This is a genomic window from Streptosporangium sp. NBC_01639 (assembly GCF_045209755.1).
In the GTDB taxonomy this organism is placed as follows: Bacteria; Actinomycetota; Actinomycetes; order Streptosporangiales; family Streptosporangiaceae; genus Streptosporangium.
Window position 1 is genome coordinate 1,260,874 of sequence record NZ_CP109272.1, and the last position, 24,140, is coordinate 1,285,013.

The 24,140-nt window shown below is 67.8% G+C and carries 27 protein-coding genes; 10 read left to right on the plus strand and 17 right to left on the minus strand.

The annotated features are described in order from the left end of the window. Positions 1 to 30: 30 nt before the first annotated feature. Positions 31 to 711, plus strand: a complete 681-nt coding sequence (locus tag OHA77_RS05620; RefSeq protein ID WP_326821728.1) for a TetR/AcrR family transcriptional regulator — start codon at positions 31 to 33, stop codon at positions 709 to 711. Here the strand turns inward: OHA77_RS05620 and OHA77_RS05625 are convergent, their stop codons facing one another. Next, positions 712 to 2,253 carry an acyl-CoA carboxylase subunit beta gene (locus OHA77_RS05625; protein WP_406319768.1) on the minus strand — a complete coding sequence of 514 codons (1,542 nt, stop codon included), beginning with the start codon at positions 2,251 to 2,253 and terminating at the stop codon, positions 712 to 714. It lies immediately after the preceding gene. Between the two features lie 381 nt (positions 2,254 to 2,634). On the opposite strand from OHA77_RS05625, the gene OHA77_RS05630 reads away from it, so the two are divergent. Next, positions 2,635 to 3,099: a hypothetical protein gene (locus tag OHA77_RS05630; RefSeq protein ID WP_326821726.1), complete on the plus strand. Its 465-nt coding sequence runs from the start codon at positions 2,635 to 2,637 to the stop codon at positions 3,097 to 3,099. A 201-nt stretch (positions 3,100 to 3,300) separates the two neighbouring features. On the opposite strand, the gene OHA77_RS05635 is transcribed toward OHA77_RS05630, so the two are convergent. The 9 genes from OHA77_RS05635 to OHA77_RS05675 form a co-directional block, all read right to left on the minus strand. Then, a complete protein-coding gene (locus OHA77_RS05635; protein ID WP_406316617.1) occupies positions 3,301 to 4,284 on the minus strand; it encodes a hypothetical protein in 984 nt (327 codons plus the stop codon). A gap of 108 nt (positions 4,285 to 4,392) precedes the next feature. Next, on the minus strand, positions 4,393 to 4,848 hold the full coding sequence (locus OHA77_RS05640; protein ID WP_406316619.1) for a hypothetical protein: 456 nt from the start codon (positions 4,846 to 4,848) through the stop codon (positions 4,393 to 4,395). 140 nt (positions 4,849 to 4,988) lie between these two features. Continuing rightward, a complete protein-coding gene (locus OHA77_RS05645) occupies positions 4,989 to 5,801 on the minus strand; it encodes an aminoglycoside 3'-phosphotransferase (RefSeq protein WP_406316621.1) in 813 nt (270 codons plus the stop codon). A 57-nt stretch (positions 5,802 to 5,858) separates the two neighbouring features. Continuing rightward, positions 5,859 to 6,767, minus strand: coding sequence for a PaaX family transcriptional regulator C-terminal domain-containing protein (locus tag OHA77_RS05650; RefSeq protein ID WP_406316622.1), 909 nt, complete (start codon positions 6,765 to 6,767; stop codon positions 5,859 to 5,861). 41 nt (positions 6,768 to 6,808) lie between these two features. Continuing rightward, positions 6,809 to 7,234: an acyl-CoA thioesterase gene (locus tag OHA77_RS05655; protein ID WP_406316624.1), complete on the minus strand. Its 426-nt coding sequence runs from the start codon at positions 7,232 to 7,234 to the stop codon at positions 6,809 to 6,811. Beyond that, positions 7,231 to 9,606 carry a bifunctional salicylyl-CoA 5-hydroxylase/oxidoreductase gene (locus tag OHA77_RS05660; RefSeq protein ID WP_406316625.1) on the minus strand — a complete coding sequence of 792 codons (2,376 nt, stop codon included), beginning with the start codon at positions 9,604 to 9,606 and terminating at the stop codon, positions 7,231 to 7,233. The genes OHA77_RS05655 and OHA77_RS05660 overlap by 4 nt, the downstream gene beginning before the upstream one ends. Then, entirely contained in the window at positions 9,603 to 10,550 is a 948-nt protein-coding gene (locus tag OHA77_RS05665; RefSeq protein WP_406316626.1) for an acyl-CoA thioesterase, read from the minus strand. Before OHA77_RS05665 ends, OHA77_RS05660 begins: the two co-directional genes overlap by 4 nt. Next, entirely contained in the window at positions 10,547 to 11,029 is a 483-nt protein-coding gene (locus OHA77_RS05670; protein ID WP_326821718.1) for a hypothetical protein, read from the minus strand. The genes OHA77_RS05665 and OHA77_RS05670 overlap by 4 nt, the downstream gene beginning before the upstream one ends. 20 nt (positions 11,030 to 11,049) lie before the next feature. After that, positions 11,050 to 11,874 (minus strand): fumarylacetoacetate hydrolase family protein, encoded by an 825-nt coding sequence (locus tag OHA77_RS05675; RefSeq protein WP_406316627.1) that lies wholly within the window; start codon positions 11,872 to 11,874, stop codon positions 11,050 to 11,052. Positions 11,875 to 11,953: 79 nt separating this feature from the next. Between OHA77_RS05675 and OHA77_RS05680 the strand changes: the two genes are divergently transcribed. The 3 genes from OHA77_RS05680 to OHA77_RS05690 all read left to right on the plus strand — a co-directional run bounded on the left by OHA77_RS05680 (position 11,954) and on the right by OHA77_RS05690 (position 14,089). Continuing rightward, on the plus strand, positions 11,954 to 12,406 hold the full coding sequence (locus OHA77_RS05680; protein WP_406316628.1) for a RidA family protein: 453 nt from the start codon (positions 11,954 to 11,956) through the stop codon (positions 12,404 to 12,406). Positions 12,407 to 12,552: 146 nt separating this feature from the next. Next, positions 12,553 to 13,875 (plus strand): phenylacetate--CoA ligase family protein, encoded by a 1,323-nt coding sequence (locus OHA77_RS05685; protein WP_406316629.1) that lies wholly within the window; start codon positions 12,553 to 12,555, stop codon positions 13,873 to 13,875. Positions 13,876 to 13,888: 13 nt separating this feature from the next. Beyond that, positions 13,889 to 14,089 carry a hypothetical protein gene (locus OHA77_RS05690; RefSeq protein ID WP_406316631.1) on the plus strand — a complete coding sequence of 67 codons (201 nt, stop codon included), beginning with the start codon at positions 13,889 to 13,891 and terminating at the stop codon, positions 14,087 to 14,089. Between the two features lie 247 nt (positions 14,090 to 14,336). Here the strand turns inward: OHA77_RS05690 and OHA77_RS05695 are convergent, their stop codons facing one another. After that, the gene (locus tag OHA77_RS05695) at positions 14,337 to 15,767 is read right to left on the minus strand and encodes a serine hydrolase domain-containing protein (protein ID WP_406316632.1); all 1,431 of its coding nucleotides are present in this window, start codon (positions 15,765 to 15,767) and stop codon (positions 14,337 to 14,339) included. Positions 15,768 to 15,932: 165 nt separating this feature from the next. On the opposite strand from OHA77_RS05695, the gene OHA77_RS05700 reads away from it, so the two are divergent. After that, positions 15,933 to 16,220, plus strand: coding sequence for a DUF4287 domain-containing protein (locus OHA77_RS05700; RefSeq protein ID WP_406316634.1), 288 nt, complete (start codon positions 15,933 to 15,935; stop codon positions 16,218 to 16,220). Between the two features lie 174 nt (positions 16,221 to 16,394). Here the strand turns inward: OHA77_RS05700 and OHA77_RS05705 are convergent, their stop codons facing one another. Beyond that, positions 16,395 to 17,060: a DNA-binding response regulator gene (locus OHA77_RS05705; protein WP_406316636.1), complete on the minus strand. Its 666-nt coding sequence runs from the start codon at positions 17,058 to 17,060 to the stop codon at positions 16,395 to 16,397. Positions 17,061 to 17,127: 67 nt separating this feature from the next. On the opposite strand from OHA77_RS05705, the gene OHA77_RS05710 reads away from it, so the two are divergent. Both OHA77_RS05710 and OHA77_RS05715 read left to right on the plus strand, forming a co-directional pair. Continuing rightward, positions 17,128 to 17,970 (plus strand): oxidoreductase, encoded by an 843-nt coding sequence (locus OHA77_RS05710; protein WP_406316637.1) that lies wholly within the window; start codon positions 17,128 to 17,130, stop codon positions 17,968 to 17,970. A gap of 293 nt (positions 17,971 to 18,263) precedes the next feature. Continuing rightward, complete coding sequence (locus OHA77_RS05715; RefSeq protein WP_326821709.1) at positions 18,264 to 18,626, plus strand: nuclear transport factor 2 family protein; 363 nt, start codon at positions 18,264 to 18,266, stop codon at positions 18,624 to 18,626. Positions 18,627 to 18,692: 66 nt separating this feature from the next. Here the strand turns inward: OHA77_RS05715 and OHA77_RS05720 are convergent, their stop codons facing one another. From OHA77_RS05720 to OHA77_RS05730, 3 genes are all read right to left on the minus strand, one after another. After that, a complete protein-coding gene (locus tag OHA77_RS05720) occupies positions 18,693 to 19,787 on the minus strand; it encodes a hypothetical protein (protein WP_406316639.1) in 1,095 nt (364 codons plus the stop codon). Positions 19,788 to 20,015: 228 nt separating this feature from the next. After that, positions 20,016 to 20,891, minus strand: coding sequence for a tetratricopeptide repeat protein (locus OHA77_RS05725; RefSeq protein WP_406316640.1), 876 nt, complete (start codon positions 20,889 to 20,891; stop codon positions 20,016 to 20,018). Between the two features lie 257 nt (positions 20,892 to 21,148). Further along, a complete protein-coding gene (locus OHA77_RS05730) occupies positions 21,149 to 21,520 on the minus strand; it encodes a DUF5997 family protein (protein WP_406316641.1) in 372 nt (123 codons plus the stop codon). Positions 21,521 to 21,575: 55 nt separating this feature from the next. Here OHA77_RS05730 and OHA77_RS05735 point away from each other — a divergent pair, with 55 nt between their 5' ends. Both OHA77_RS05735 and OHA77_RS05740 read left to right on the plus strand, forming a co-directional pair. Further along, positions 21,576 to 22,304 carry a LysR family substrate-binding domain-containing protein gene (locus OHA77_RS05735; RefSeq protein WP_406316642.1) on the plus strand — a complete coding sequence of 243 codons (729 nt, stop codon included), beginning with the start codon at positions 21,576 to 21,578 and terminating at the stop codon, positions 22,302 to 22,304. Between the two features lie 231 nt (positions 22,305 to 22,535). After that, on the plus strand, positions 22,536 to 22,892 hold the full coding sequence (locus tag OHA77_RS05740; protein ID WP_406316643.1) for a helix-turn-helix domain-containing protein: 357 nt from the start codon (positions 22,536 to 22,538) through the stop codon (positions 22,890 to 22,892). A gap of 15 nt (positions 22,893 to 22,907) precedes the next feature. On the opposite strand, the gene OHA77_RS05745 is transcribed toward OHA77_RS05740, so the two are convergent. Continuing rightward, positions 22,908 to 23,510, minus strand: a complete 603-nt coding sequence (locus OHA77_RS05745; protein ID WP_326821703.1) for an ATP-dependent Clp protease proteolytic subunit — start codon at positions 23,508 to 23,510, stop codon at positions 22,908 to 22,910. Then, complete coding sequence (locus OHA77_RS05750; RefSeq protein ID WP_406316645.1) at positions 23,507 to 24,133, minus strand: ClpP family protease; 627 nt, start codon at positions 24,131 to 24,133, stop codon at positions 23,507 to 23,509. Before OHA77_RS05750 ends, OHA77_RS05745 begins: the two co-directional genes overlap by 4 nt. Positions 24,134 to 24,140 lie beyond the last annotated feature (7 nt).

Here is a 24,140-nt window from a genome sequence, read left to right on the forward strand (position 1 = left end):
AACATATCGATGTTATGCAACACTGTCAAGATGAGCCCTCGCCGATCGGACCCCGCAGCCCGCCTGACGCTGATCGAGATCGCCGCGCGACTACTGTCCGTCGAAGGTCCGCAGGCGCTGTCCACGCGTCGCCTGGCCGGCGAGGCGGGCAGCTCGACGATGGCGATCTACACCCACTTCGGGGGGATGAGCGGGCTGGTGCGTGAGATCGTCCACGAGGGCTTCGCCCGCATGCAGCACTACTTCAACCTCGTGAAGCAGACCGACGACCCGGTGGCCGACATGGCCCTGCTCGGCCGCGCCTACCGCAGCAACGCCCTGGCCAATCCCCACCTGTACGCCGTCATGTTCGGAGGAGCCTCGCTCGCCGGATTCTCCCTGACCGAGGAGGACCGCCAGCACGGCCGTTACACCCTCGCCCCGGTGATCGACTGCGCCGCCCGCTGCATCACGACCGGCCGCTTCCACGACGACGACGCCGAACTCGTCGCCCACCGCATGTGGACCGCCACCCACGGTCTGGTCACCCTGGAACTCGGCGGATACCTCATCGAGCCCTACGACGCGGAACGCTGCTTCGACGCCCAGCTCACCGGCCTCATGATCAGCGCCGAGGACACCCCGGAGGCCGCACGCCGTTCGGTGGCGGCCTCGAAGCTCCGGATGCAGCGGGAGGTCGAGGGCGTCGGCATGGTCTCCGCAGGCCGGTGACTACAGCGGGATGTTGCCGTGCTTGCGTTGCGGCTGCGGCTGCCGCTTGTTCCTCAGCATGGCCAGTCCGCGCGCGACCGCGGCCCGGGTCTCCGCCGGGTCGATCACGTCGTCCACCAGACCCCGCTCGGCCGCGTAGTAAGGATGCATGAGCTGCTCGGTGTACTCGTCGGTCAGCTCGGCCCGCAGACCCTCCGGATCGGCGGCGGCCACCAACTCCTTACGGAAGAGGACGTTCACCGCGCCCTGCGCGCCCATGACCGCGATCTCGTTGGTGGGCCACGCCAGTGACAGGTCGCTGCCGATGGAACGCGAATCCATGACGATGTACGCCCCGCCGTACGCTTTGCGGAGGATGACCTGGATGCGCGGCACGGTCGCCTCGCAGTAGGCGTACAGCAGCTTGGCACCGTGCCGGATGATTCCGGCGTACTCCTGGTCGGTGCCGGGAAGGAAACCGGGGACGTCGACCAGCGTCACGATCGGAATGCTGAAAGCATCGCAGAACCGTACGAACCGGGCAGCCTTCTGTGACGCGGCGACGTCGAGCACGCCCGCGAGCACCATGGGCTGGTTGCCGACCACGCCGACCACCTCTCCGTCGACACGGGAGAGGACGCAGACGACGTTCTGCGCCCAGTCCTCGTGCACCTCGATGAACTCCCCGTCGTCGACCAACTCGGCGATGACCGCGCGCATGTCGTACGGCTTGTTCGACTCGACGGGAACGATCTCGGCGAGCCGGGGACGGCAGTCGGAGGCCGCCCCCCGGGACGGCAGGCTGGGCGACGGGTCCAGGTTGTTGCTGGGGAGCAGTGAAACCAGGTAGCGCACGTCGTCCAGGCAGCTCTCCTCGTCGTCGTAGACCAGCGTCGCCACTCCGGTACGGCGGCCATGGACATCGGCGCCCCCGAGATCCTCGTGGCTGACCCGCTGACCGCTGACCGCCTCGACCACGTCGGGCCCGGTCAGATACATCCTCGCCGTGCCGCGGACCATGAAGGTGAAGTCGGCGAGGGCCGGAGAGTAGGCCGCTCCTCCGGCGCACGGCCCGAGAATGACGCTGATCTGCGGGATGACGCCGGAGGCCTGGACGTTGCGGCGGAAGATCCCGCCGTACCCGTCGAGGGACATGACTCCCTCCTGGATCCGCGCTCCCCCGCTGTCGTTGAGCGCGATGACGGGAGCCCCGGCGGCGATCGCCAGGTCCATCACCTTGTGAATCTTCGCGGCGTGCGCCTGGCCCAGCGAGCCGCCGAACACCGTGAAGTCCTGGGCGTACACGAAGACCCTGCGGCCGTCGATCGTGCCGGAGCCCGCGATCACGCCGTCGGTGTACGGCCGGTTCTCGCCGAGCTTCATGCCCTGGGCCTGATGGCGGCGGTACATCTCGATCTCGACGAACGACCCGTCGTCCAGCAGGAGGTCGAGCCGCTCGCGGGCGGTCCGTTTGCCGAGGGCCCGCTGCCTGGCCGCCGCGTCGCGGGACCCGGCGGCGATCTCGTCACGAAGCCGGCCACGCCGCTCGCGCAGCCGGGCCATCGCCTGCGGCCGCTCCTCCCCCTCGGAGAGCTCTCGGAGCGCTTCCGGCTGACTGGACTGCTGGTCGGCCAGCATTACAGATACCTCGCTAAGTGGGGCTCATACGCGGGAGTCATCGGCTCAAGCGTGCCCGTACGGAGATCCTCATGTCTTCTCCGGTTGTGCCGTCGCAAGAAGATACAGCAACCTGGAAGAAGCCTTCGGGTGACGTGAATTGCTAAGTTGAGGCCGATTTTGCCAGCTAGGGGAAATTTCAAAATAATCCCGACCCGGAGGTTTCCAATGGCTGCTGGAGCGGCTGCCGCGAATAACTACCCGCAAAAAATCGGATCACTCAATGGGCAATACCACAGAATCGGTCTCAACATTTTCCTGGCGATCGTGGTGGCCCACTGGGCCGAGCATGTCGTGCAGGCCATCCAGGTCTACGCGCTCGGCTGGCCGCTCCCCGAGGCACGCGGCGTGCTCGGGCTGTTCTTCCCCTGGCTGGTGACGTCCGAGTGGCTGCACTACGGCTACGCCCTGATCATGCTCGTCGCGCTCGTCGCGCTCCGCAAGGGCTTCACCGGCCGGGCCCGTACCTGGTGGAACATCTCACTGGGCATCCAGATCTGGCACCACTGCGAGCACCTGCTGCTGCTCCTGCAGGCGGTCACGGGTAACCACCTCCTCGGCCGCCCGGCGGTGACCAGCGTTCTGCAGCTCGTCTTCCCGCGCATGGAGCTGCACCTGTTCTACAACGCGATCGTTTTCGTCCCGATGGTGGTGGCGATGATCCTGCACCGCCGTCCCCGGAAGTCCGAGCGCGCAGCCATGGTGTGCACGTGCGCCCCCTCCCCCGCGTAGTAATACAAGGGGCCACCTCGGCGAGCACCCGGCGAGCACCGGGACGCCGTCGCGGCCGAACCGAACAGCGGACCACGCAGAGACGCTCGACTGGGATATCCCAGTCGAGCGTCTGGCTTCTGGTCGCCGGCGGCTGACGGTCATGCTGCGACGGCCCCGGGAATCCGCCGAGGATGAACGGGCTCGGGCTTCTCCGGTGCCCTACGCCGGGAACCAGTCCACGATCGGGTACCACGGGATGATCCCCCGGCCGGCGAGCAGCCGTACATCCCAGTAGAGGAAGGTGAAAGCGCCCGCGACGATGAGGGCCGAAGCCGTCAGGACCGCGATCCGGCTCGGCTTCGCGGCCAGCCACCGCCGCAGCCGGTCACCTGCGATGAGGGTCAGGACGAGGAACAGCACCGCCATGATGACGATGTTCCCGAGCGACTGCAGGCTGAAGGCGACCGCACCGTAGAGCGGGTTGCCGCTGTCAGCCGCGTCGCGGAACATCTGCCGGAACAGGGGGAAGGGCCGCCCGATCAGGAATCCGCCGATCAGCGCACCCATGAAGACCATCGGGGCGTTCGGGAAGCGCGCGGCGAGCCGTGCGAAGGGGTCGGGCACGATGCCGAGCGCCGCGAGACCCAGGTAGAGCATCGCCAGCCCGATCACTCCGAAAACGACCATCGACTGGATACTGCGCGGAGAAAGGCTTCCGGCGACGTTCTGGACGGTCGAGAACTGCGGCATACGGGTGCCGACCAGCCCGACGATCGCACCGTACGTGGCGGACACCAAGAGCATGCCGACCGACAGCCAGCCCAGCGGTTTCAGCGCACGCAGCAGACGACCCCAGCGGCTGCCGCCGGCGCCGAGCAGGGGCGCCACCGCACTGAGCGCGGCGATGTTGCAGGCGGTGAACGTGCCGGCCAGCCCGGACACGAACGCGAACGCGATGCCCGCGGCCATTCCCGCGATCGGTGTCGCCTTCGCGTCGTGTCCGAGCAGCGCGTTGGCGACGCTGTCGCCGATCTCCTGGTCGACGAACTGCGCCGACCAGAAGACGGTCAGCAGGAAGCCCCCGAGCGCGCTGAACAGCACGACCAGCCAGCGTCTGCGGGGGAAGACGCCGTTGACGAAGGTGGACGTCGCGGGGACGGGATGAAATTCCTCAAGGTCGGGCATCGTACGTGGACGTGCCATCGTGATCTCCTCCGACAGGGGGGTGGTCCGCAGTCGTGCTCGGCGCGCTGCGGCGGAATGACGGACGGAACACGGCGTCGCGGCGGTCAACCCACCGGATGAGACTGTCTACCCAACGGCGCTTCCGTCAGAATGCATGCTCCATACGATGAGCCGCCTCGCCGCGTAGATGAACAGCGAGAGCCCCGCGACGAGCAGCAGCGCGGTGAACACCCACTCGTTGGAGCCGCCGGAGCCGTATACGCGGCTTGACCGCCCGACGTCGAAAGCCCTGATCCGCTGGTCGGCGTGGAGCGTGCCCCGGTCGCTGCCGTACAGCGAGACCTCCCGCCGCTCCCCGTTGTCCGCGCGGAACTCGCCCAGCCAGGTGCACTGCTCGTGCGCGCCGTGATGAACGCAGTCGAGCCTCTCCGCCGTGAAGACGCCGGGCGTCCCATCGGCGCCGGCGGCCCGGATGACGGGCATGACGTTCGGCACGGCGAGGTAGAGCAGAAAGCCTGCGACGAACGTCAGAACCACGAAGAACGACGGCGAAATCCTTCGGCGCGCATGCGGGCGGATCACCGCTCAATTGTGATGGCCGAGACCGCGGATCTCTTCTTCTGATGTGCTCGACCGCACGCCGGGCGGGCGATCTCGCTGAGCCGGCGGGATCGGTGATTCGATGCGGAACCGGGTGGCGATGCGGACGCGGCGGCAACCGGTCAGGCCATGTCCCAGAGCAGGCGGTAGTAGGCGATGCGCTCCGGGTCCGGGGCGATCCCGTAGGCGTCGTACACGATGCCGTCATAACCCGGGCCGTAGTTCCACTCTGTACTCCAGGCCGCGACCGCGAGGTCGGCCCACCGGTCGGCCACCCCGAGCGAACCGAGGTCGACGTGCGCGGCGAAGGTGCCGTCGTCGTGCAGCAGGGTGTTGGGGACGCACGTGTCCCCGTGGCAGACGACCAGGCGGTCGATCGCGGGCGGCTCGCCGATGCGCGTCCGGGCCGTGGCCGGATCGAGATGCCGGTGCTCGGGGAACCAGTCGGCCGGCCCCTCTCCGGCGGCGATACGCTCGTCGGCGCGGACGAGCCGCCGATCGACGCTCCAGTCGAACGGGCACTGCTCCACGGGCAGGGCGTCGTGGAGCAGGCGCAGCCCCCGGCCGATCGCGGCCGCGGCGGTCGCCGGGTCGGCGATCCACCGGGGGTCCACCGCCGGGCGGCCGGGGACCGCTTCGGTGACCAGCCACGCGCCGTCGGCGTCCGTGCCGTGTTCGATGACTCGCGGAACGGCCGCCCAACGCCGCGCCCAGGCCAGGCGCTCGGCCTCGGCGGGCAGGTCGATCTCCGGGGTGCCGGCGGCGACCCATTTGGCGTATCTGGTGCCGTCGCGCCCGTCCTCCAGGCGGAAGGTGAGGCCGCCGAGCTCGTTGCGCCACACCGGGGTGACGGTGTCACCGCCGGCGAGCGCCGCGACGACGTCGGGGACGGTCACCGGGCCGGTCGGGATCTCGGAGATGACGGGGCGGCTCATGGGGCGTGATCCTTCCAGCGGAATCGCGCCGGCGGCAAACGGGTTTTCCCGGTGGAGTCACGTCGCCTGAGGTGTGGTCTGACCGCTCGCCTGAGTGACCGGAGCGGCCCGGCTCGCCGTGGTGGTGGGCCAGTAGCTTGCCGCATGGGCCAGAGCACGGCCTTCGAGCAGTGCGACCAGCTTCTCGAAGAGAGCCCCTGCGGCCGGTGCCGCCCAATCGTCCAGGAGGAGTTCACGCGGCAGGCCGGGGTCGTGGAAGGGCAGCTTCCGCCAGTGATCGATGACCGCGAGGTAGGACACGAACGCATGTTGCCCGTCGATGACTCCTGAGCGCTCGAGCACGTGCGCCTCGTCTCTGTGTCTGTCGATGAACTCACGGTATCGATGGTCGATTCCCTTGAGGTCCCAGCAGGCGTGGACCATCGTTCGAAGGTCCTGGCCTGCGACATAGTCACCGACGAAGACAGCGCAGTGGCGCATGAGATCGAGTTCGCCGATGGCGCGCTCAGCGGCCGGCAACATCCGTGCCGGAGCGATCCAGACCGCCGAACTGATATTGCCGAACCCGAGCGACGACAGATGCGCACGGAGTTGGTTCCGCTTCGTCCGCGTCGACTCGGGCACCGAGAAGTTGACCACGCACCAGCCGTCGGAGAGCTCTGCCGGCTGTCGGGCATGCCAGATGATCTTGTCGCCGACGGCGAGGGACTCGAACGCCTCCGCCGTCAGGAAGTAGCCACGGGTCCCTCCGCGCGTTTCCGGGACCAGCCAGCCACGTTGCTTGAGCCGGAAGACACCGGTGCGAACGCTTGATTGGTCGAGGCCGAACTGGCCGAGCAGTTCGACTGTGCCCGCGATCGGCATCCAGTTTCCCATCCGTCGCACAATGGCGCCGAGAAAACCGATGAGCACGGTGCGTGAATGGTGGGACGGGGTGATCGTGTCTACCGGATCCGTGTTGCTCATCTGGCTCATGATGCCTGATCCACGTTACTGGAAAACCCTGGTTATGAGACGCCGAGCGCGGTGAGCCACGGTTGTGGCCACGGTGCGCTCCTGCCCGTGTGCGGATCGATGTGGACCGTGACGAACCGTCCGTGTGCGGCACGGGTGCGGGGTCGCCCGTCGAACGGCTCGCCCCAGAGCTCGAACGCGAACGTCATCGAGGTCGTGCCGATGCGAACGACTTCGACGACGGCGGTGGCCTCCTGTCCGAAGCGAAGCGGCGACTCGAAGTCCAGCTCGTATCGGACCCGCGGGGCTGAGGAGAAGTAGCCGTCGAGGCCGCGCTCACGCATGAGCGCGGCCTCGGCGGCCTCGACGAACCGCACCACGGCCGTGTTGTGGTAGATCCCTGCGGCGTCGGTGTCGATCCACTCCACGCGCACCCGGTGCCGGATTCCGACCACTCCGGTGTCTCGTGGAGCTGTCACGGGCTCACCGTGACGCGGTCGGGAGTCCATCGCAGATGCACGGTGTCCCCTTCCGTGGCGCGCAGCAGCGCCAGGCGCGGCGGGATCTTGTCGGTGCGCGAGCTGGGCGGCTTGCGGCGGCCGGCCGCGAACTGTTCCGGCCACGGTGCGCCGGCGCCGCGGTACTCCTGCTCGGCGGCGGCCTGCAGCGTCCACTGCGGGTTGTAGAGGTGGCTGCGGCCCAGCGCGCACAGGTCGGCGCGGCCGGCGAGGAGGATCGAGTTGACGTCGTCGTACGACGAGATCGCGCCGACCGCGATGACCGCGACGCCCGCGGGACCGGCGACCTCGTGCCGGATCCGGTCGGCGAACGGAGTCTGGTAGGACCGCCCGAAGGCCGGCTTCTCCACCTTGGTCACCTGGCCGGAGGAGACGTCGATGGCGGCGGCGCCGTGCTCGATGAACGCGCGGGCGATCTCCACCGCGTCGTGCTCGGTGTTGCCCTCCGGCGCCCAGTCGGTCGCCGAGATGCGGACCGTCACTGGAATCGGGTCGGGCACCACCGCGCGGACGGCGTCGAAGACCTCAAGCGGGAAACGCAGCCGGTTCTCCAGGGGCCCGCCGTATTCGTCGGTGCGGTGGTTGGCGACCGGCGAAAGGAACGAGGAGAGCAGGTAGCCGTGCGCGGCGTGGACTTCGATCAGGTCGAAGCCCGCCTCGACGCCGCGGCGCGCCGCGGCGCGGAAGTCGGCGACGACCTGGTCCAGGTCGGCCCGGGTCATCTCACGCGGCAGATGGCAGCCGGGTCCGTAGGGCAGCGCGGAAGGACCGACGACCTCCCAGTTGCCCTCCTCCAACGGGTCGTCGATGCCGTCCCACATCAGCTTGGTCGAGCCCTTGCGGCCGGAGTGGCCAAGCTGAAGCCCGATCTTGCCGGTGGTTTCGGTGTGGACGAAGTCGGTGACCTTCCGCCACGAGTCGCGCTGCTCGTCGTTCCACAGTCCGGTGCAACCCGGCGTGATCCGCCCCTCGGGCGAGACGCAGACCATCTCGGTCATCACCAGGCCGGCGCCGCCGAGCGCCTTGGAGCCGAGGTGGACGAGGTGGAAGTCGCCGGGGACGCCGTCCGTGGCGGAATACATGTCCATCGGCGAGACCACGACGCGGTTCCTCAGCTCCAGCCCGCCGATCCGTGCCGGCTGGAACATCGCCGGCGCGGCGTGTTCCAGCCCGTTGGTCTTCGCGAACTCCGCCTCGATCAGGTCGGCGAACTCGGCGTCGCGCTGCTTGAGGTTCTCGAACGTGATCCGCCGTGACCGGGTCAGCAGGTTGAAGCAGAACTGCGCAGGCTCCTGGTCGGCGTACATCCCGATGTTCTCGAACCACTCCAGCGACGCCTGCGCCGCGCGCTGAGTCGACTCGACGACAGGCTTCCGCTCGGACTGGTAGGCCGCGAGAGCCTCGGCCACCGTCGGATACTCGTGCAGGCAGGCGGCCAGCGCGAGTGCGTCCTCCATGGCGAGCTTGGTGCCCGAGCCGATGGAGAAGTGCGCGGTGTGGGCGGCGTCGCCCAGGAGCACCACGTTGCCGGCGTACCAGTGCTCGTTGCGGACCGTCGTGAAGTTGATCCACTTGGAGTTGTTGGTGAGCACGCTGTGGCCGCGCAGCTCGTCGGCGAAGATCTCCTTGATCCGCGTGACGGCGTAGTCGTCGGACTCCCCCGGCGGGAAGACCTCGTGCTCGGTGGCGTCGAAGCCGGCCCGGCGCCACACGTCCTCGTGCATCTCCACGATGAAGGTCGAGCCGGTGCTGGAGAACGGATAGCCGTGGATCTGCATGGTGCCCCACTCCGTCTGCTTGACGAAGAACTGGAACGCCTCGAAGACCAGGTCGGTGCCGAGCCAGACGTACTTGTTCCTGCGTACGTCCAGCGACGGCTTGAAGACGTCGGCGAACGTGGTGCGGATGGTGGAGTTGAGCCCGTCGGAGGCCAGCACCAGGTCGTACGCTGCGCGCAGCTCCTCGACATCGGGCGCCTCGGCCCGGTAGTGGACGGTCACGCCGAGCTCGGCGGCCCGCTCCTGCAGGATGTGCAGCAACTCCTTGCGGCTCATCGCCGCGAAGCCCTGGCCGCCGACGGTGAACGAGGCGGCGTTGAACTCGATGTCGATGTCGGTCCAGCGGGCGAACCGGTTCTCCATCTGCCGGTAGATGACCGTGTCGGCGTTCTCGATGCCGCCGAGGGTCTCGTCGGAGAAGACGACACCGAAGCCGAAGGTGTCGCCGGGGGCGTTGCGCTCCCAGACGGTGACCTCATGGGTCGGATCGAGCTGCTTCATCAGCGCGGCGAAGTAGAGTCCGCCGGGACCACCGCCCGCGATCGCGATCCTCATGACGGATTCCTCTCCACGGTGCGGATCATGCCTTCCTGCACGACGGTGGCCAGATGGCGGCGATCACGGGTGAAGAAGCGACCGATGCCGAGGCCGCGGCCGCCGTCCGCCGCCGCCGCGTCCTGGACGTAGAGGAGCCAGTCGTCGACCGTCCCGGATGCCGGGGGCCGGTGGAACCACATCGCGTGGTCGAGGCTGGCGGTGACGAGCCCGGGTTCGGCCCAGGGCAGCCCGAGCACGCGCAGGACGGGCTCGAGGATGGTGTAGTCACAGACGTAGGCGAGCGCGGCGAGGTCGCGCTGCTCGTCGGTGAGTGCCTCGACACTGCGCAGGGCGTCGAACGGCTTGACCCAGACGGCCTGGTGCGGGACCTGCTCGCCGTCGACGGTCAGGTAGACCGGCCCGGGGACATGGCGCATGTCGAAGCTGCGGCCGGCGGACCAGTAGGCCTTGGACTCCTCGGTCATGGTTCCGCCGCTGCGGCTTCCGAGGTAGGCCGCGGCGCCGGGCAGTTCCCCGGGGCCGGGGACGCCGGCGGGGAACTCCGCGGCGAAGGTCCCGCCGGGCTCGCCTGCGGCGAAGCCGGCCAGGCACACGTAGACCGGCTTGCCGTTCTGGTAGCCGCGGACCTGGCGGGTGCTGTAGCCCCGGCCGTCGCGCAGCAACTCGACCTCATACCGCACGGCTGCGCCGATGTCGGCGGGGCGCATGAAGTAGCTGTGCATCGAATGCAGCGTCTTGCCGTCGGTCACCGACCGCATCGCCGCGGCCGCGGCCGCGGCGACCAGGTCGCCGCCGTACGCCTTGGGCCACGGGCACGGCTGGGTGACGGCCGTGAACGCGAGATCGAAGTGCTCCGGCTCGGCCTCGGTGAGGGTGACTGCGGCGGAGAAGACCGCCGAGGTCGGCGGCGTCTGCGCGGTCGTCGGCGTCCCGGTGGTCATCGGTCGAGCCAGTTCGGCAGCTCGGCGTCCGGGACGTCGGGCAGGTTGACGACGATGTTCTCCGGCGTGCGGGTCGTCATCCAGGTCAGCGGCTTGTTGCGGTCCACGTTGCACTCGACGTGGGGCATGAACGGCGGGACGAAGACCCAGTCGTCCTCCGCGAGGTCGACGTAGTCCTCGAACCTGTCGCCGAAGTAGATGCGGGCGCGGCCCGAGAGCACGTAGCCACCGGTCTCGGCCTCGCCGTGGTGGTGCGGGACGGAGCGGTAGCCGGCCTCGTTGCTCACCTTGCCGAACCAGAGCTTGGTGGCCGGGGTGTGCTGGATGCTGACACCGGAGATGCGGGTCGCGCCGGCGGACTGCCCGGTGTCGCCGACCTCGCCGCCGCCGCGGGTCACCACCGGGACGACCAGGCCGCTCTCGGTGGCGTACATCGAGTTGTCGCCCTCAAGGACGTACTTGTTCAGGCCATGCTCCATGACTGGCTCCTGGGTTGTCGTTAGTGAGCGGGACCGGCGTGGAAGGCCACGGCGTTGCGTAGCGTGCCGATGCCGGGGATCTCGGTCTCGACGACGTCGCCGTCGGCGAGGTAGCGGGGCGGTTTACGACCGGCTCCGACGCCGCCCGGGGTACCGGTCAGCACGACGTCCCCGGGGCGCAAGACGGTGAAGGTGGAGATGTAGGCGAGCAGGTCGGCGGGGTCGAAGACCAGGGTGCGGGTGCTGCCGCGTTGCACTTCCGCACCATTGACCCGGCAGATGACCTCCACCCCCGCGGCCACGTCCACCTCGTCGGGGGTGACGATCACCGGGCCGATCGGCGTCGACCGGTCCCAGGCCTTGCCCTGGAACCACTCGCTGGTGCGGTGCTGCCAGTCGCGCACCGAGATGTCGTTGGCAACGGTGTAACCGGCGATCGCGGCAGCGGCGACGTCGCGGTCGGCCCGCCACAGCGCGGCCCCCACCACGACGGCGAGCTCGGCCTCCCAATCCACCTTGAGGCCGACCGGCAGCTCGATCGGCTCGCCCGGGCCGATCAGCGTGTCGGCGTATTTGGTGAACAGGGTCGGGTGGGCCGGGAGCTCACGTCCCATCTCGGAGATGTGGTCGCCGTAGTTCAGGCCGCAGCAGATCACCTTGCCCGGAGACGGCAGGGGCTGAACGGGAACGGCCCCGAGGAGCGGGCCGGCGAGGTCGTCGAGGCGGATCGGCCCGGCGGCCATCAGCGCCGACAGGTCCGCGGCAGGCAGCCGACGCCAGACACCGGCCTCGTCCAGTGCGGCGGCGGTCGTTCCGGCTTCGGTCATCACGGTCGCAAGCCGCATACGTACCTCCCAGGCTCCGTTGATGTCACAGAATATTGACGACCGTCTAGAAAATACAACATAGATGCGCTTAAATGTGGTGGCAACCAAACTCGCGACCGAGGAGGAACCCGTGGCCCCCGACGCCATCAACCCCGCTTCCCTGCCGGCGCCGAGCGGTTACTCCCACGGCACGCTGGCAGGCAACACGCTGTACCTGGGCGGCCAGACCGCGTTGGACGCCACCATGCAGATCGTTCCCGGTGGGATCGTGGAGCAGTTTCGACAGGCGTTCGGCAACGTGCTGGCCACGCTCGCCGCGGCAGGCGGCGTGCCTGCGGACCTGGTCAGCATCACGATCTACCTGACCGACATCCCGGACTACCAGGCGCATGGCAAGGAGATCGGCCGAGTCTGGCGCGAGCTGGCCGGTCCGGTCTATCCGGCGATGGCGGGGATCGGCTGCACAGCGCTCTGGCAGCCCGAGGCCATGATCGAGATCCTCGGCGTCGCGGTGATTCCCGACGAGCGGATCAAGCGCCCGGCGGCCTGACCGGGACGCGCCATGCCGGCGTCTTACATAATCTCGACGCACGCACCCAAAGAGAAATCCAAGCGCGGCGCCGCGGGCCCGAGGTCAAGCAGCTTTCATTCTTATGACGACCGTCACGATCGTGACATTCAGGGAAGGATCCCGGTGTGGCTGAGAGCCCGTACTGGAACCCGAAGACGGAGACGCTCGCCCGGGATGACCTGCGCGCTCTGCAGTTCGCAAAGCTGCGGCGCCTCGTTGAGTGGGCCGAGACCCGCAGCCCGTTCTACCGCCGCACCTGGGCGGCGGCCGGATTCACCGCGGACCGGCTGAAGAGCTGGGACGACTACAAGCGCATCCCGTTCCTCACCCGGGACGAGTGGATGGCGAACCAGGCGGAGCTGCCGCCCTACGGCGACCTGCCGGTGACCGGCGCCGCGGGCGCGATCCGCATGCACACCACGAGCGGCACTTCGGGGCGCACGCCACTGCGGGCGCTCGACAGTCGCAAGGACTGGTGCTGGGCGTCCGAGATGTGGTGCTACGCCCTATGGGGCATCGGGATCCGACCGGCCGACGTCGGCTACCTGGCCTTCGGATACGGCTCCTTCATCGGTTTCTGGGGGCTGCACAACGGGTTGGAGAAGATCGGGGCGTTGACCATCCCCGGCGGCGCGCAGAGCACCACGCAGCGAGTCAAGCAGATCATCGACTTTGGCTGCACCGTGGTCGCGACCACGCCGACGTACGCGTTCCGGATGGCCCAGGAGGCGCGCGAGCTGGGAATCGACCTTCCGAACTCGGCCGTACGCACAGTCGTCCTCTCCGGTGAGCCCGCGGGGATGATCCCCGAGACGAAGGCACTCATCGAAGCCGAATGGGGTGCGAAGGCGTTCGACACCGCGGGGATGACCGAGATCTCAACGATCTTCATGTTCGAGCCGGCCGATCAGCCCGGCGGCTGCCACATCATCGAGGACCACTTCATCGAGAAGGTCTACCACCCGGAGACGCTCGAGGAGCTTCCGTACGGGGAGTGGGGTGAGCGCGTCACCACGTCGTTCGGCCGCAGCATCATTCCACTGATCAAGTACCGCACCGCGGACGCGGTGGTGAAGGTGCCCCACACGACCGCCGCCAACGGCCGTACCTTCGACCTCTACGAAGGCGGCATTCTCGGTCGCGTAGACGACATGAAGCTGGTGCGCGGCACCAACGTGTACCCGCGGGCGGTCGAGGCGATAGTCCGGGGCTTCCCGATCGAGGAGTTCCAGATCCGGATCGAGAAAGTCGATCTGCGCGACGAGGTCTTCCTGGCGGTCGAGCCCGCGCCGACCCTCGACGACGGGGCGTGGGCGGATCTGGCAGGCCGGCTGCAGGCCGAGCTCGCCGAAGCCCACGAAGGCCTGCGCTTCATCGTCGAGCGGGCGGCCCCCGACTCACTGCCTCGCTTCGAGCTGAAGGCCAAGCGCCTTCAGGACCTGCGCTGAAGGGTTGATTTCCATGGCTGCCGATCTCCTCAACAGTTCCTTCACCGACCAGGAGGCCAAGCTCGTTGCCGCCTATGAGGCTCTTAAAGAGCTCGCCGGCGACGACCTGCCGCCGTGCGCCGCCAGCAACGTCCGGGTCGCACTCGCGGCGCTCGGCGTCGCCGTGATCGATCTTGGCCTTGTGTACGAGCACCTCACCGACTACGACTGCTGAGGTCCGTTCCGCCTCGCACCGGCGCACCGGCGCGATATCAAGCAGGCCGTCATGGAAGTCACTCAGCACGCTGTGGGGAAAGCCGGACCGTCCCGGTCAGGCGCCGCCCGCCAGGAGGGACCGGTAGCCGGGTGCAGGTGCACCGGCGGCGTCGGCGATCTGGGGAGGAAATCCACTCCGCGCGGGCGGGCCCAGGCATCGACGACGGCCTGTAGCTCCCGCGTACGGTCCACCTGGCCGATATCGCCTACGCGACGTCGGGCCGTGTCATCAGCGGTGACCGCAGATGCAACGCCAGACTGGGGCCGGTCAGGGGCACGGTGCTCCACGTCGCCACCGCCGTCCCCGTGCCGGCGTCGACCATCAGCCGGACCCGGTGCGGGGTGGTGATGACGTAAAGCTCGGCCACGAACGTGTCGCCCTGCCAGGCGCCGGCCGCGACGACAGGGCGGCCGAGCGGCGAACTTTCCCGCCATCCGCCGTGGCCGACCGAGACGTCGAGGGAGGACCCGAGCCGCAGGAGCCATCCACCGTCCACGGGATCGACGATCACCGCGGTTCCGTCGGGCAGAGCCGAATCCTCGGCGGAGGCGTCGAGCCTCGCCTTGACGGAACGCTCCGAGGCGGCCGAACCCGGCACCGGCACGAATGACAGCCGCCGCAACCGATCGGCGAGGATCTCGTCGTCCCGGGTGCTTCCCGCGTGGTCCACGCCGGGCAGCAGGCACTCCCATATCGCGTCGAGCACTGCCTGTGCCTGCGTATGGGCGCCGGTCACGGCGACCACGAGATCATGCGACGGGACGACCACGCACAGCTGGCCGAAGGCGCCGTCACCGTGGTAACCGTGACGCGACATCCAGAACTGGTAACCGTAACCGCAAAGGTAGTCGGCGCTCTCCGACCAGCCCTCGATCTGCAGGGTATCGATGTGCCGTCTGGTCGCGAGCTCCACCCATTCGCGCGGGACGAGCCGCCGGTCACCCCAGAGGCCGCCGCGCAGCAGCAGTTCACCGAAGGCGGCGACGGCCTCGGTCGTGAGGTGCAACCCGTGGAATCCGAAGGCGGCCCCGCTCGCCACCCGGTCCCATTCGGCGTGCTCGACGCCCATCGGCGTGAAGAGACGCTCGTCGAGCAGCTCCGGCAGACCGCGGCCCGTGACCCGTTCCACCATCCGGGCCAGGATGAAGGTGGTCGGATTGTCGTAGGCGTGCCGTGTTCCCTCGGCCTCGGGAAACGGTACGCGCAGGAAGCCCTTCACCAGGTCGCCCGGTTCCAGTTGCCAGGCCTCGGCGAGGCTGTCCGTGCGGTGTCCGGTCGTCATGGACAGCAGGTGGTGAACAGTGAGGCGGCGGCCCTGCTCCGAGATGCCGGCCGGAACGTGGTCGGGCAGCACGTCCACCACCCGATCGTCCAGCGAGAGCAGCCCGTCGGCGATCGCGAGCCCCACGGCGACCGAGGTGAACGACTTGGTCAGCGAGTAGAGCAGGTGCGGGCGTTCGGCCGAGTACGGCGCCCACCAGCCTTCGGCGACGACGTGACTGCGGCGCACGACCATGATGGAGTGACACTCGACGGATTGCGCTTCGAGCCGGTCCAGCAGCGCGGTGACCGCGCGGGACGACATCCCCGAGGCGGCCGGTGTCGAGCGCGGCAGTAGGGCGCGTTGAGAAGGCATCCGGGCACCCTAACCAAACCACCGAATCCGCTCAATCGAATTACGAGACATCGCTCAGAGCGCTGGATCGCCGTCCGGCCTTCGTTGCCACAGAGGCGGACTGACGCGTAAAACCCCACCAATGGGCCATTATGGTGCGATATCCCATGATGAACGGAGAGACGCATGTCGTTCCAGGCTTACTTGGACAACATCGAGGACAAGACCGGCCTCACCCCACGTGAGTTCATCGCTCTGGCGAAGGAGCGTGGCTTTGATGACCCGTCCACGAAGGCGGGCACGATCGTCGATTGGCTGAAGCAGGACTACGACCTTGGACGTGGACACGCGATGGCGCTGGTGCACGTGATCAAAAAGGGTCCGAAGATCGACGCCAAGCACGTCGGCGGCTCCGGTTCCCATCGCGATGAGTCCGACACGCTCTGGCTGGACGGCAAGGAGAACAGGCCCTGACGCAGTCGGCTGTCGACGACGGGTGAAAAACCGGCCCTGTGGGGCCAGTGGCAAGATTCAGCCGACGTCGGCACCGACCGGCCGCTTCTTGTTCGGAACCGTGTTGACGCCTGCCTCGCCGAGTCGGCCGGTGGGCGGGATGGGCAGACCGCTGAAGGTATGCGATCACTACGGTCAGCGGGGTAGCCCCAGCTCGCCCGCACGCAGCCCGGCCTGGAAGCGGGAGTCGGCCTCGAGCTTGGCCATCAGCTCGGCCACGCGCCGCCGGTAGGTGCGCAGCGAGACGCCGAGCCGTTTGGCCGCCGATGAGTCGGTGAGTCCCGAACCGAGGGCTTCGAGGATCACGCGGCCGTCGGTATCGAGGTGCGGGACGTCGCTGTGCAGATAGGTGTTGAGATCAACGGAGTTGTCCCAGATCGCCTGGAACAGCGAGTGGACACCGTCGACCAGGGTCTGCGACGTCGTCACGGTGTACTCGCGGCCGTTGGGCGTCCCCCGGCCGGCAAGGATCATCACCCGCCGGTCGATGAGGATGGTCTCGTGCGGCAGCGGCGAACCGCTGATCCGAACGAGAGCCCCCTTGCTCTGCACCAGCCGCAGGTGCGCGCGGGTCTCCTCGTCGGCGAGCGCTACCGGGCTGAGCAGCTTGCGAGAGGTGAAGCCCGGAGAATCCGCAGCACGCATCCGGTTCAGGATCGCGGCCCTGGCCTCCGGCTGCGACCAGGTCTTGAGGTCCCGGGCGGCGCACAGGAACTCGGTGTACGCGGACTCGAAGAGATGACCGGCACGCGCGATCAACTCCGCGTCGCCGTGCACTGAAAACACCTGTTCGTTCCGCATCCCTCCAGTCTGGCAGCAAGCTGCCACCAGTTCGCTGGGCGTCGTGGCGGCGGACATCATGAGCCTCATGACGATCGAGACTTTCTCCCTCGGCGGAGACCTGACCATCAACCGGCTCGGCTTCGGCGCAATGCGCCTGGCGATGGGCACCTTCGACGGTCCGCCGCGCGCCCCGGAGAACGGCATCGCGGTGCTCCGGCGCGCCGTGGAGCTGGGCGTGAACCACATCGACACGGCCGGCTTCTACGGCAGGGGTGAGGTCCGGGCCAACGAGCTGATCCGTACCGCATTGACCCCCTACCGTGACGACCTGGTGATCGCGACGAAGGTCGGGCCGTTGCGCGGGCCCAATGGTGCGCCGAGCGAGCAGGCGACGTCTGATCAGCTGCGCGGCCTGGTCGAGGCGGATCTGCGCTCCCTCGGGCTGGACCGGCTCGACCTGGTCTATCTACGGGTCGGCGGGATGGCCGGGCCGGGTGGCGAGTCGATCGCCGAACGGTTCGCGGTGCTGGCCGAGCTTCGGTCGGAGGGGCTGATCCGGCATCTGGGCGTCAGTAACGTCGACGCCGTCCAGTTCGCCGAGGCCCGGGCGATCGCGCCCGTCGCGGCGGTGCAGAACCGGCACACCGGCGACATGGGACTGCTCGCGGAATGCGCGGAAGCGGGTATCGCGTACGTGCCGTACTTCCCGCTCGGCGGTGGCGGCGCCCCGCTCGACGCCGAACGGCTCGGCAAGATCGCAGCACGCCTGGGCGCGACCACGGCGCAGGTCGCGATCGCCGCGCTGCTGGCGACGTCGCCGTCGGTGCTGGCGATTCCGGGCACCGGTTCTCTCGATCACCTGGAGGAGAACCTCGCGGCGAACGATCTCAGCCTCAGTGACGAGGACCTGTCTGACCTGCGAGGCTAGCTGGTCGGCTCCGGAAGTCAGCTTGGCTGCCATGCCCGTTGCCGCCGCCGGGGATGACACCGCCGTCGACGGCACCGTTCCCACGCAGGTCCCCTCAGCCTTGAGTTCGCTGTGCAGAGCACGCACCGGCTCGTCGGGCATCTTGACCTCAAGTCGAGTCGAGGTTGCACGCTGCGGATCAGGGCCTCGGCGAACTTTCGATGATGAGATACCCACCTTGGCGATAGTTGCGCGTCGTCCTTTATTCCGTATCGTCCCCACCAGTGATCCCAACCGTGCAAGGAAGGATCGGCATGGCCGACGATGTGGTCCGACACGTTTTCCAGACGGTCGACTCGTTCGACCCCGACGAGTTCGTGCGGTTGCTGGCCGAGGACGCCACATTGGTGTTCGGCAATGCCGAGCCGACGACGGGACGTGCGGCCATCGCCGCCGGGCTGCGGGCGTTCTTCTCCACCATTGGCGGGCTGCGGCACCGGATCGTCAGGAACTGGCAGGTGGACGCCGACATCATCGCCGAGACCGAGGTGACCTACCGGCGGCTCGACGGCAAGGACGTCAGCGTCGTGGCCGTATCGATCTGGCGCACCCGCGACGACGGTCTGATCTCGGACTACCGCATATTCGTCGACCTCGCACCCGTCTATACGGTCTAGGCCTGTACGGAGTACGGATGCAGCGCGGCGGCGACCTGGCGGTGAGACGGGCCGATCAAGGCGCGCTCATCCACTTTCGTCGGGCCCGGACTCATGGACGCTGGCAAGACCGACGTCCAGCACGCCGAGCGCCAGCCGCGGGTCGGTGTACAGCCGCGGGTTCTTCTGCAGATGCTCGACCTGTTCCGGTGTGAGTTCGCGGACCAGCGGAACCCCGTCGATCTTCACGATCAGGATGTTCGAGAACGCGAGCAGCGCGTTCTGCGTGTTCTCCAGCGTGGTGAGCAGCGAGGCGATCGCCTCGCCCTGCGCCTTGGTGATCTGCGACTGCGGCTCGCCGTACCATCGCGCCTTGGCTCCAGCGGCGAACGCGTCACCGCCCTGCTCCAGGCGGTCGTCGGTCGTTTGGCGTTTCAACGCGGTGAGAAACGCCTGCCAGATCGACCCTCTGATGATCAAAGAGCTTGAATCGACCTTCAAGCCGAATGCGTCGAAAGCCTCGGCGAGCGCTGTGCGCACCTGCCGGTACTGCGACTCGTCGTCGAGGTACACCACTGCCAGTTCCCCCGGGGGCCGAGACCGTACGGTACGGCGCCGCCGCACGGTCTTCCTCGCGCTGGGGTTGTGTACATGCGTCGGCGTGGAGGTGTCCGACTGGTCCTGGGGCTCGTCGGCAGAGAGCTCCCGGCCCATTTCCTGATCCGAATCCGTGAAGCCGCTCGACCCCAGGAGTAGCTGCAATTCCGTCTCTGCCGGGGTGTCTCTCCCATAGAGCCGGGCCACCCACCGGATCTGAAGGCCCTTGGCCTGGTCGATGAGGTCCTGTACGGAACCCACCGAGGTGCGGTGTCCAGGGTCGAGCCGATGGGGAGACGCCTCAATGAGCCTTATCAGTTCGTGGACTGTCGCTTCCAAGTCGGCCCAGGGCGGCGGTTCCGGGTCGGGCGCATCAACGCGGGGCGCGCCGCTCCACTGACGCCAGATCTCCGGACCCAACGACGCCAGCTCGTCCATGAGCGTCACACCCCGGTGTGCCAGCTCCATGGCTTCCTGCAGCTGTCCGAAGGCAGGCGGCAGGGGAACGGGAGAGTCGGCCTGGTCGTGACGTTCGAGCTCCTGAGTCTCCGAGTCGCCTTCGGCTGAGCTGCTCCCGCTGGTCATCGGCAAATCCCTTCGGCGGTTCGTTACAGACCGACGTCGCGCATGGCATTGTCGCGCCGGCGGTCGACGAGTTCCACCCCCTGCCTTCTCCCCGCTTTCCATGCCCGCGACAAGCCACGTTATCGCTGGCATAAAGAGCAGGTCAGTCGATCACGGGACAAGCCACGGTGCGGTTCCCTTCCGAGTCGCCGTCGATATCGCAGCAGAGCCGCCGGCCGTCGCACCCGTTCAGAGGCACAACAGGTTCTCTATCCGTACTGGCCTTCCCGGCGGCAGCGAAGGCTCCAGGGGCGCGTCCAAGGGGACGTCCGACCAGTCGATTCGGAACGGGCCTTCGTTCGGCTCGGATGGGATCCGGCCCATCAGCTCGAACGTGGCGACCGGCTGCCCGGGGCGGTGGACATCCAATTCCAGCTTGATGAAACCGTCGAGGTCCTCGCGGGTCAGGTCGCCGGTTTCGCGCAGTCTCGCTTCGGCGGCGTCCTGCGCGGCGGCGAGCGTTCTGAACACGTGGCCGACGTCGATCCATTCGGAGTTGCTGATCCGCACTTCCTCGCGCAGCAGGGCGAACGCGTACGAGCGCGGGCTCGTCTCCGGGGCCGGTGGCGGACCGGTCTCGGCCTCAAGCATCTCGAGGCAGGTGTCCGCTTGTTCGTCGAGCGGGTCGCGGCGCAGCGCCTCGCGGTAGGCGGCTACCGCGCCGTCGCGGTCGCCGAGCCAGGCGAGCGCGTGGCCGAGGTGGATCGGCACGAGCGGATCTTCGGGATCGGCGTCCAGCGCCGCCCGCGCGGCCTCGGCGGCGCATTCGGCGACCGGACGGCTCACGTCGTCCTCATCGTCTTCCTCCACGCCGTTGAGCGGCGGGCCTTCCAGATCGTAGTCCCAGCCGGAGTTCAACTGGTTCTCCACGTCGATGCAGAGGCGCAGCTCGAACGCCGCGATCAGCGAACGGCCTATCGCCACCGCCGCGGGATCGGCGTGCTCGGCGGCGTTATAGCAGGCGCGCGCCTCGGCGAGCAGCGCACCGATCTCATCGGTGCCGTGGTCGTCCCAGAAGCGGTAGGCGCACTGGGCGAGGAGATCGAGGGCACGCTCCACGTTCATCCGAGAAGCCTGCCATATCCGGAACATGCCTGTATTTGCTTCACGCCCTTGTCTCGCCACCTGCCTGCGCGAGCTCTGAGGCACGCCAGGGGCGCGGATCCTGGGCGATCCAGGATCTCACCTGGTGAACGTTCCGCCCAGCTGCTCGGCCGTCCGCCCGCGCCCGGGGCCGTTGCCACTCAGACGGTCACTCAGCGAGACGGTTTCGGCGGCCTGGAGCCGTGTCCGGGATCGGCGACGTGCAGGATCTCAGCTGTCTAGCGTTGCTTGAGGCGGAGTGCTTCTTTACGGGCCTCGGCGTAGAGGGACCGCTCGCGCTCCAGCCACTCCGGGTTCTCCGCTTTCAGCGCATCGATCTCAGCGGTGGTGAGCAGTCCGGTGATCCCACCTCTGAGCAGGCCGGCAATGGAGACCCTGAGCTTCGCGGCGATGACCTGCTTGGTGTGCGGGCCGTTGCGGCGCAGGTCAGCGAGCCAGGCAGGTGGCGTCGACTGCAACTCGTTCAGCTCGTCCCTGGAGACGACACTCGCCTGGAACTCGGCGGGAGTGGCCGAGAGGGGGACACCCAGCTTCTTGGCCGCGGTCGCGGGCTTCATCGTCTGGATGTTCTTCGGTTTGGGCGAGGTCATGGCGTCAAGAGTAGTCAGCCGGAACGGGTTCCCTTGACATCGGTACCCTGAGGAAGTGACCGATGAAGAGACCGGCAGGATGTTTCGACTGGCGTACGTGCCCGGGGTGACACCCGCGAAATGGGTCAACGTCTGGATTGAGAGAATGCCCGGCGTGCCGGTCACCCTGGTCGCGGTTCCCGCCGCCGAGGCGGTGGGGCTCCTGCGGAACGGCGGCGCCGACGCCGGATTCGTCAGGCTGCCGGTCGACCGGGACGGGCTCAGCGTGATTCCGCTCTACGTGGAGACCACGGTGGTCATGGTGCCCAAGGACCACGCGGTGGCCGCCGCCGACGAGGTGACCATCGCCGACCTTGCCGACGAAGAGGTGTTCCATCCTCTGGACGACACCGTCGAGTGGACGGCCCGGCCCGGGCTGCCCGCGTTCACCCGCCCGGCCACAACGGCGGACGCGGTCGAGCTGGTAGCGGCCGGCACCGGGACCCTCCTGGTTCCGCTGTCGCTGGCACGCCTCCACCACCGCAGGGATCTCACCTACCGGCCGGTGTCGGACGCGCCGCAGTCCCAGGTTGCGCTGGCCTGGCCCACCGACGCGACCACCGACCTGGTGGAGGATTTCATCGGCATCGTCCGCGGCCGGACGGCGAACAGCTCACGGGGCCGCACCCCCGCCTCCCCTGCGAAGAAACCGGCGCAGCGGCAGGCACAAAAACCCGTACAGAACGGCTCCGGTCGCCGTGCCGTGCCGACCGGCCGTAAAAAGAAGGGCCACCGGCCCCGGTGACCTGCAACGACTCGGCCTCAGCAGCCGTCCCGCCACGCATGACGACACGCATACGACGTGCTGCTCGCCCTCCAGCGATGTCAGTTCGGCTCGCACAGCAGAGTTCGCGTTGCGATCCTCACCGACTTTGAGGGCCGGGACGCTCTGAGGGCCGGGACGGAGGAGGCGGGGACGGTTCTGCTCTGCGCGAATCCGGCGGAACTCGAACGCGCCGTCTATTTATGGTGAGGCATGGCCTCCTCTGTCCCGCCGCTGCGTCCGGCGATCGATCGGACCGACCCTAAGCCGTCTCCGGCTCGCGAGCCGCTGTGGCGGCACGCGCTCGGTGAGCGTCTCAGAGGTCTTCGTCACGAGCGGGGCGAGAAGTTGAGCGAGACGGCGCGTCGTGCCGGCGTCTCGCCGCAGTATCTCTCCGAGATGGAACGAGGCGTCAAAGAGCCATCCAGCGAAATGATCGCTGCGGTCGCCGGCGCGCTGGATGTCACTCTGGTCGATCTGACCCTTGCCGTTGCCGAGAGCTTGCGGTCTGCTCAGAGCAGCACGTCGAGAGGTGCTACCTGCTCGGCGGCGTATGCCCTGGCTGCTTAGCGCGGCCTGCCGGGATCATCCACGAGCCGGTGAATGCTCCTCGATGATCTGATCGATGAGCCCGTACTCCAAGGCCGCGGTCGCGGTGAACACGCGATCGTGATCGGTGTCGGCGCGTAGGGTCTCGATGGTCTGGCCCGTGTGCCGTGACAGTATGCGCTCGATGTCTGCTCGGACACGTACGACCTCGTCGGCCTGCAAGATGAGATCGGGGATCGTTCCGCGCCCCTGAGCAGCCGGTTGGTGCAGGATTACTCGTGCGTGCGGGAGAGCGGCACGTTTTCCTTCGGCGCCCGCGGCGAGAAGGACGGCACCCACCGCGATGGCCTGTCCAACGCAGGTTGTCTCAACCCGCGGGCGGATATAGCGCATGGTGTCGTATATCGCGAGCATTGCGCTCGGGTCCCCCCCTTCGCAGTTGATATAAAACTGTATGGCGGCATCGGGGTTGTCTGACTCCAGAAAAACAAGCTGCGCGACGAGCGCGTTCGCGACGCCCGCATCAATTGCGGTCCCCAGATAGACGATTCGCTCGGTGAGCAGGTGCGAGTAGACATCCATGATCCGATCGCCGCGAGGATTCCGGGCGATGACGTTGGGGATCGTGTACGTGGTCACTGGCCGACTCCTTCGGTGACGCCGAATCCAAGCCGTGGGCGATCGTGTGGCGCGATTTCGTCGAAGCTCTGGACGATCGCGTCTATGAAGCCGTAGTCCAGTGCCTCTTGCGCTGTGTACCAGCGATCATGCAGAGAATCCTCGAATATGCGCTCCACCGGCTGACCCGTGTCCTCGGCGATAAGGCCGAGCACCGTGTCGCGAGTATGCCGAAGGTCGCCGGCCTGCAGTTCGATGTCGACTGCGGTGCCACCGATTCCGGCCGAGCCTTGGTGCATCAGGACACGTGCGTGCGGCAGGGCGCGGCGCTTCCCTCGGGTGCCCGATGACAGCAGGAATTGCCCGGCGCTGTAGGCGATGCCCAGCACGAGGGTCGACACGTCACAGGGAATGAGTCGGATGATGTCACGAATCGCAAGCATCGATGGAACCGAGCCGCCCGGGGAGTGAATCCACAATGCGATATCGGCCGACGCGTCCTGCGTGGCGAGTGCTATCAACTGCGTGGTGAGCAACGTCCCATTATCGTCATTAAGGGGGCCGTCGAGAACGAGAACACGTCCCTCGTAAAGCTGACGTCTCACCCGCGTGTCGAACAGTGGAATTTTCGATTCTTCGCTCATGCGTCCA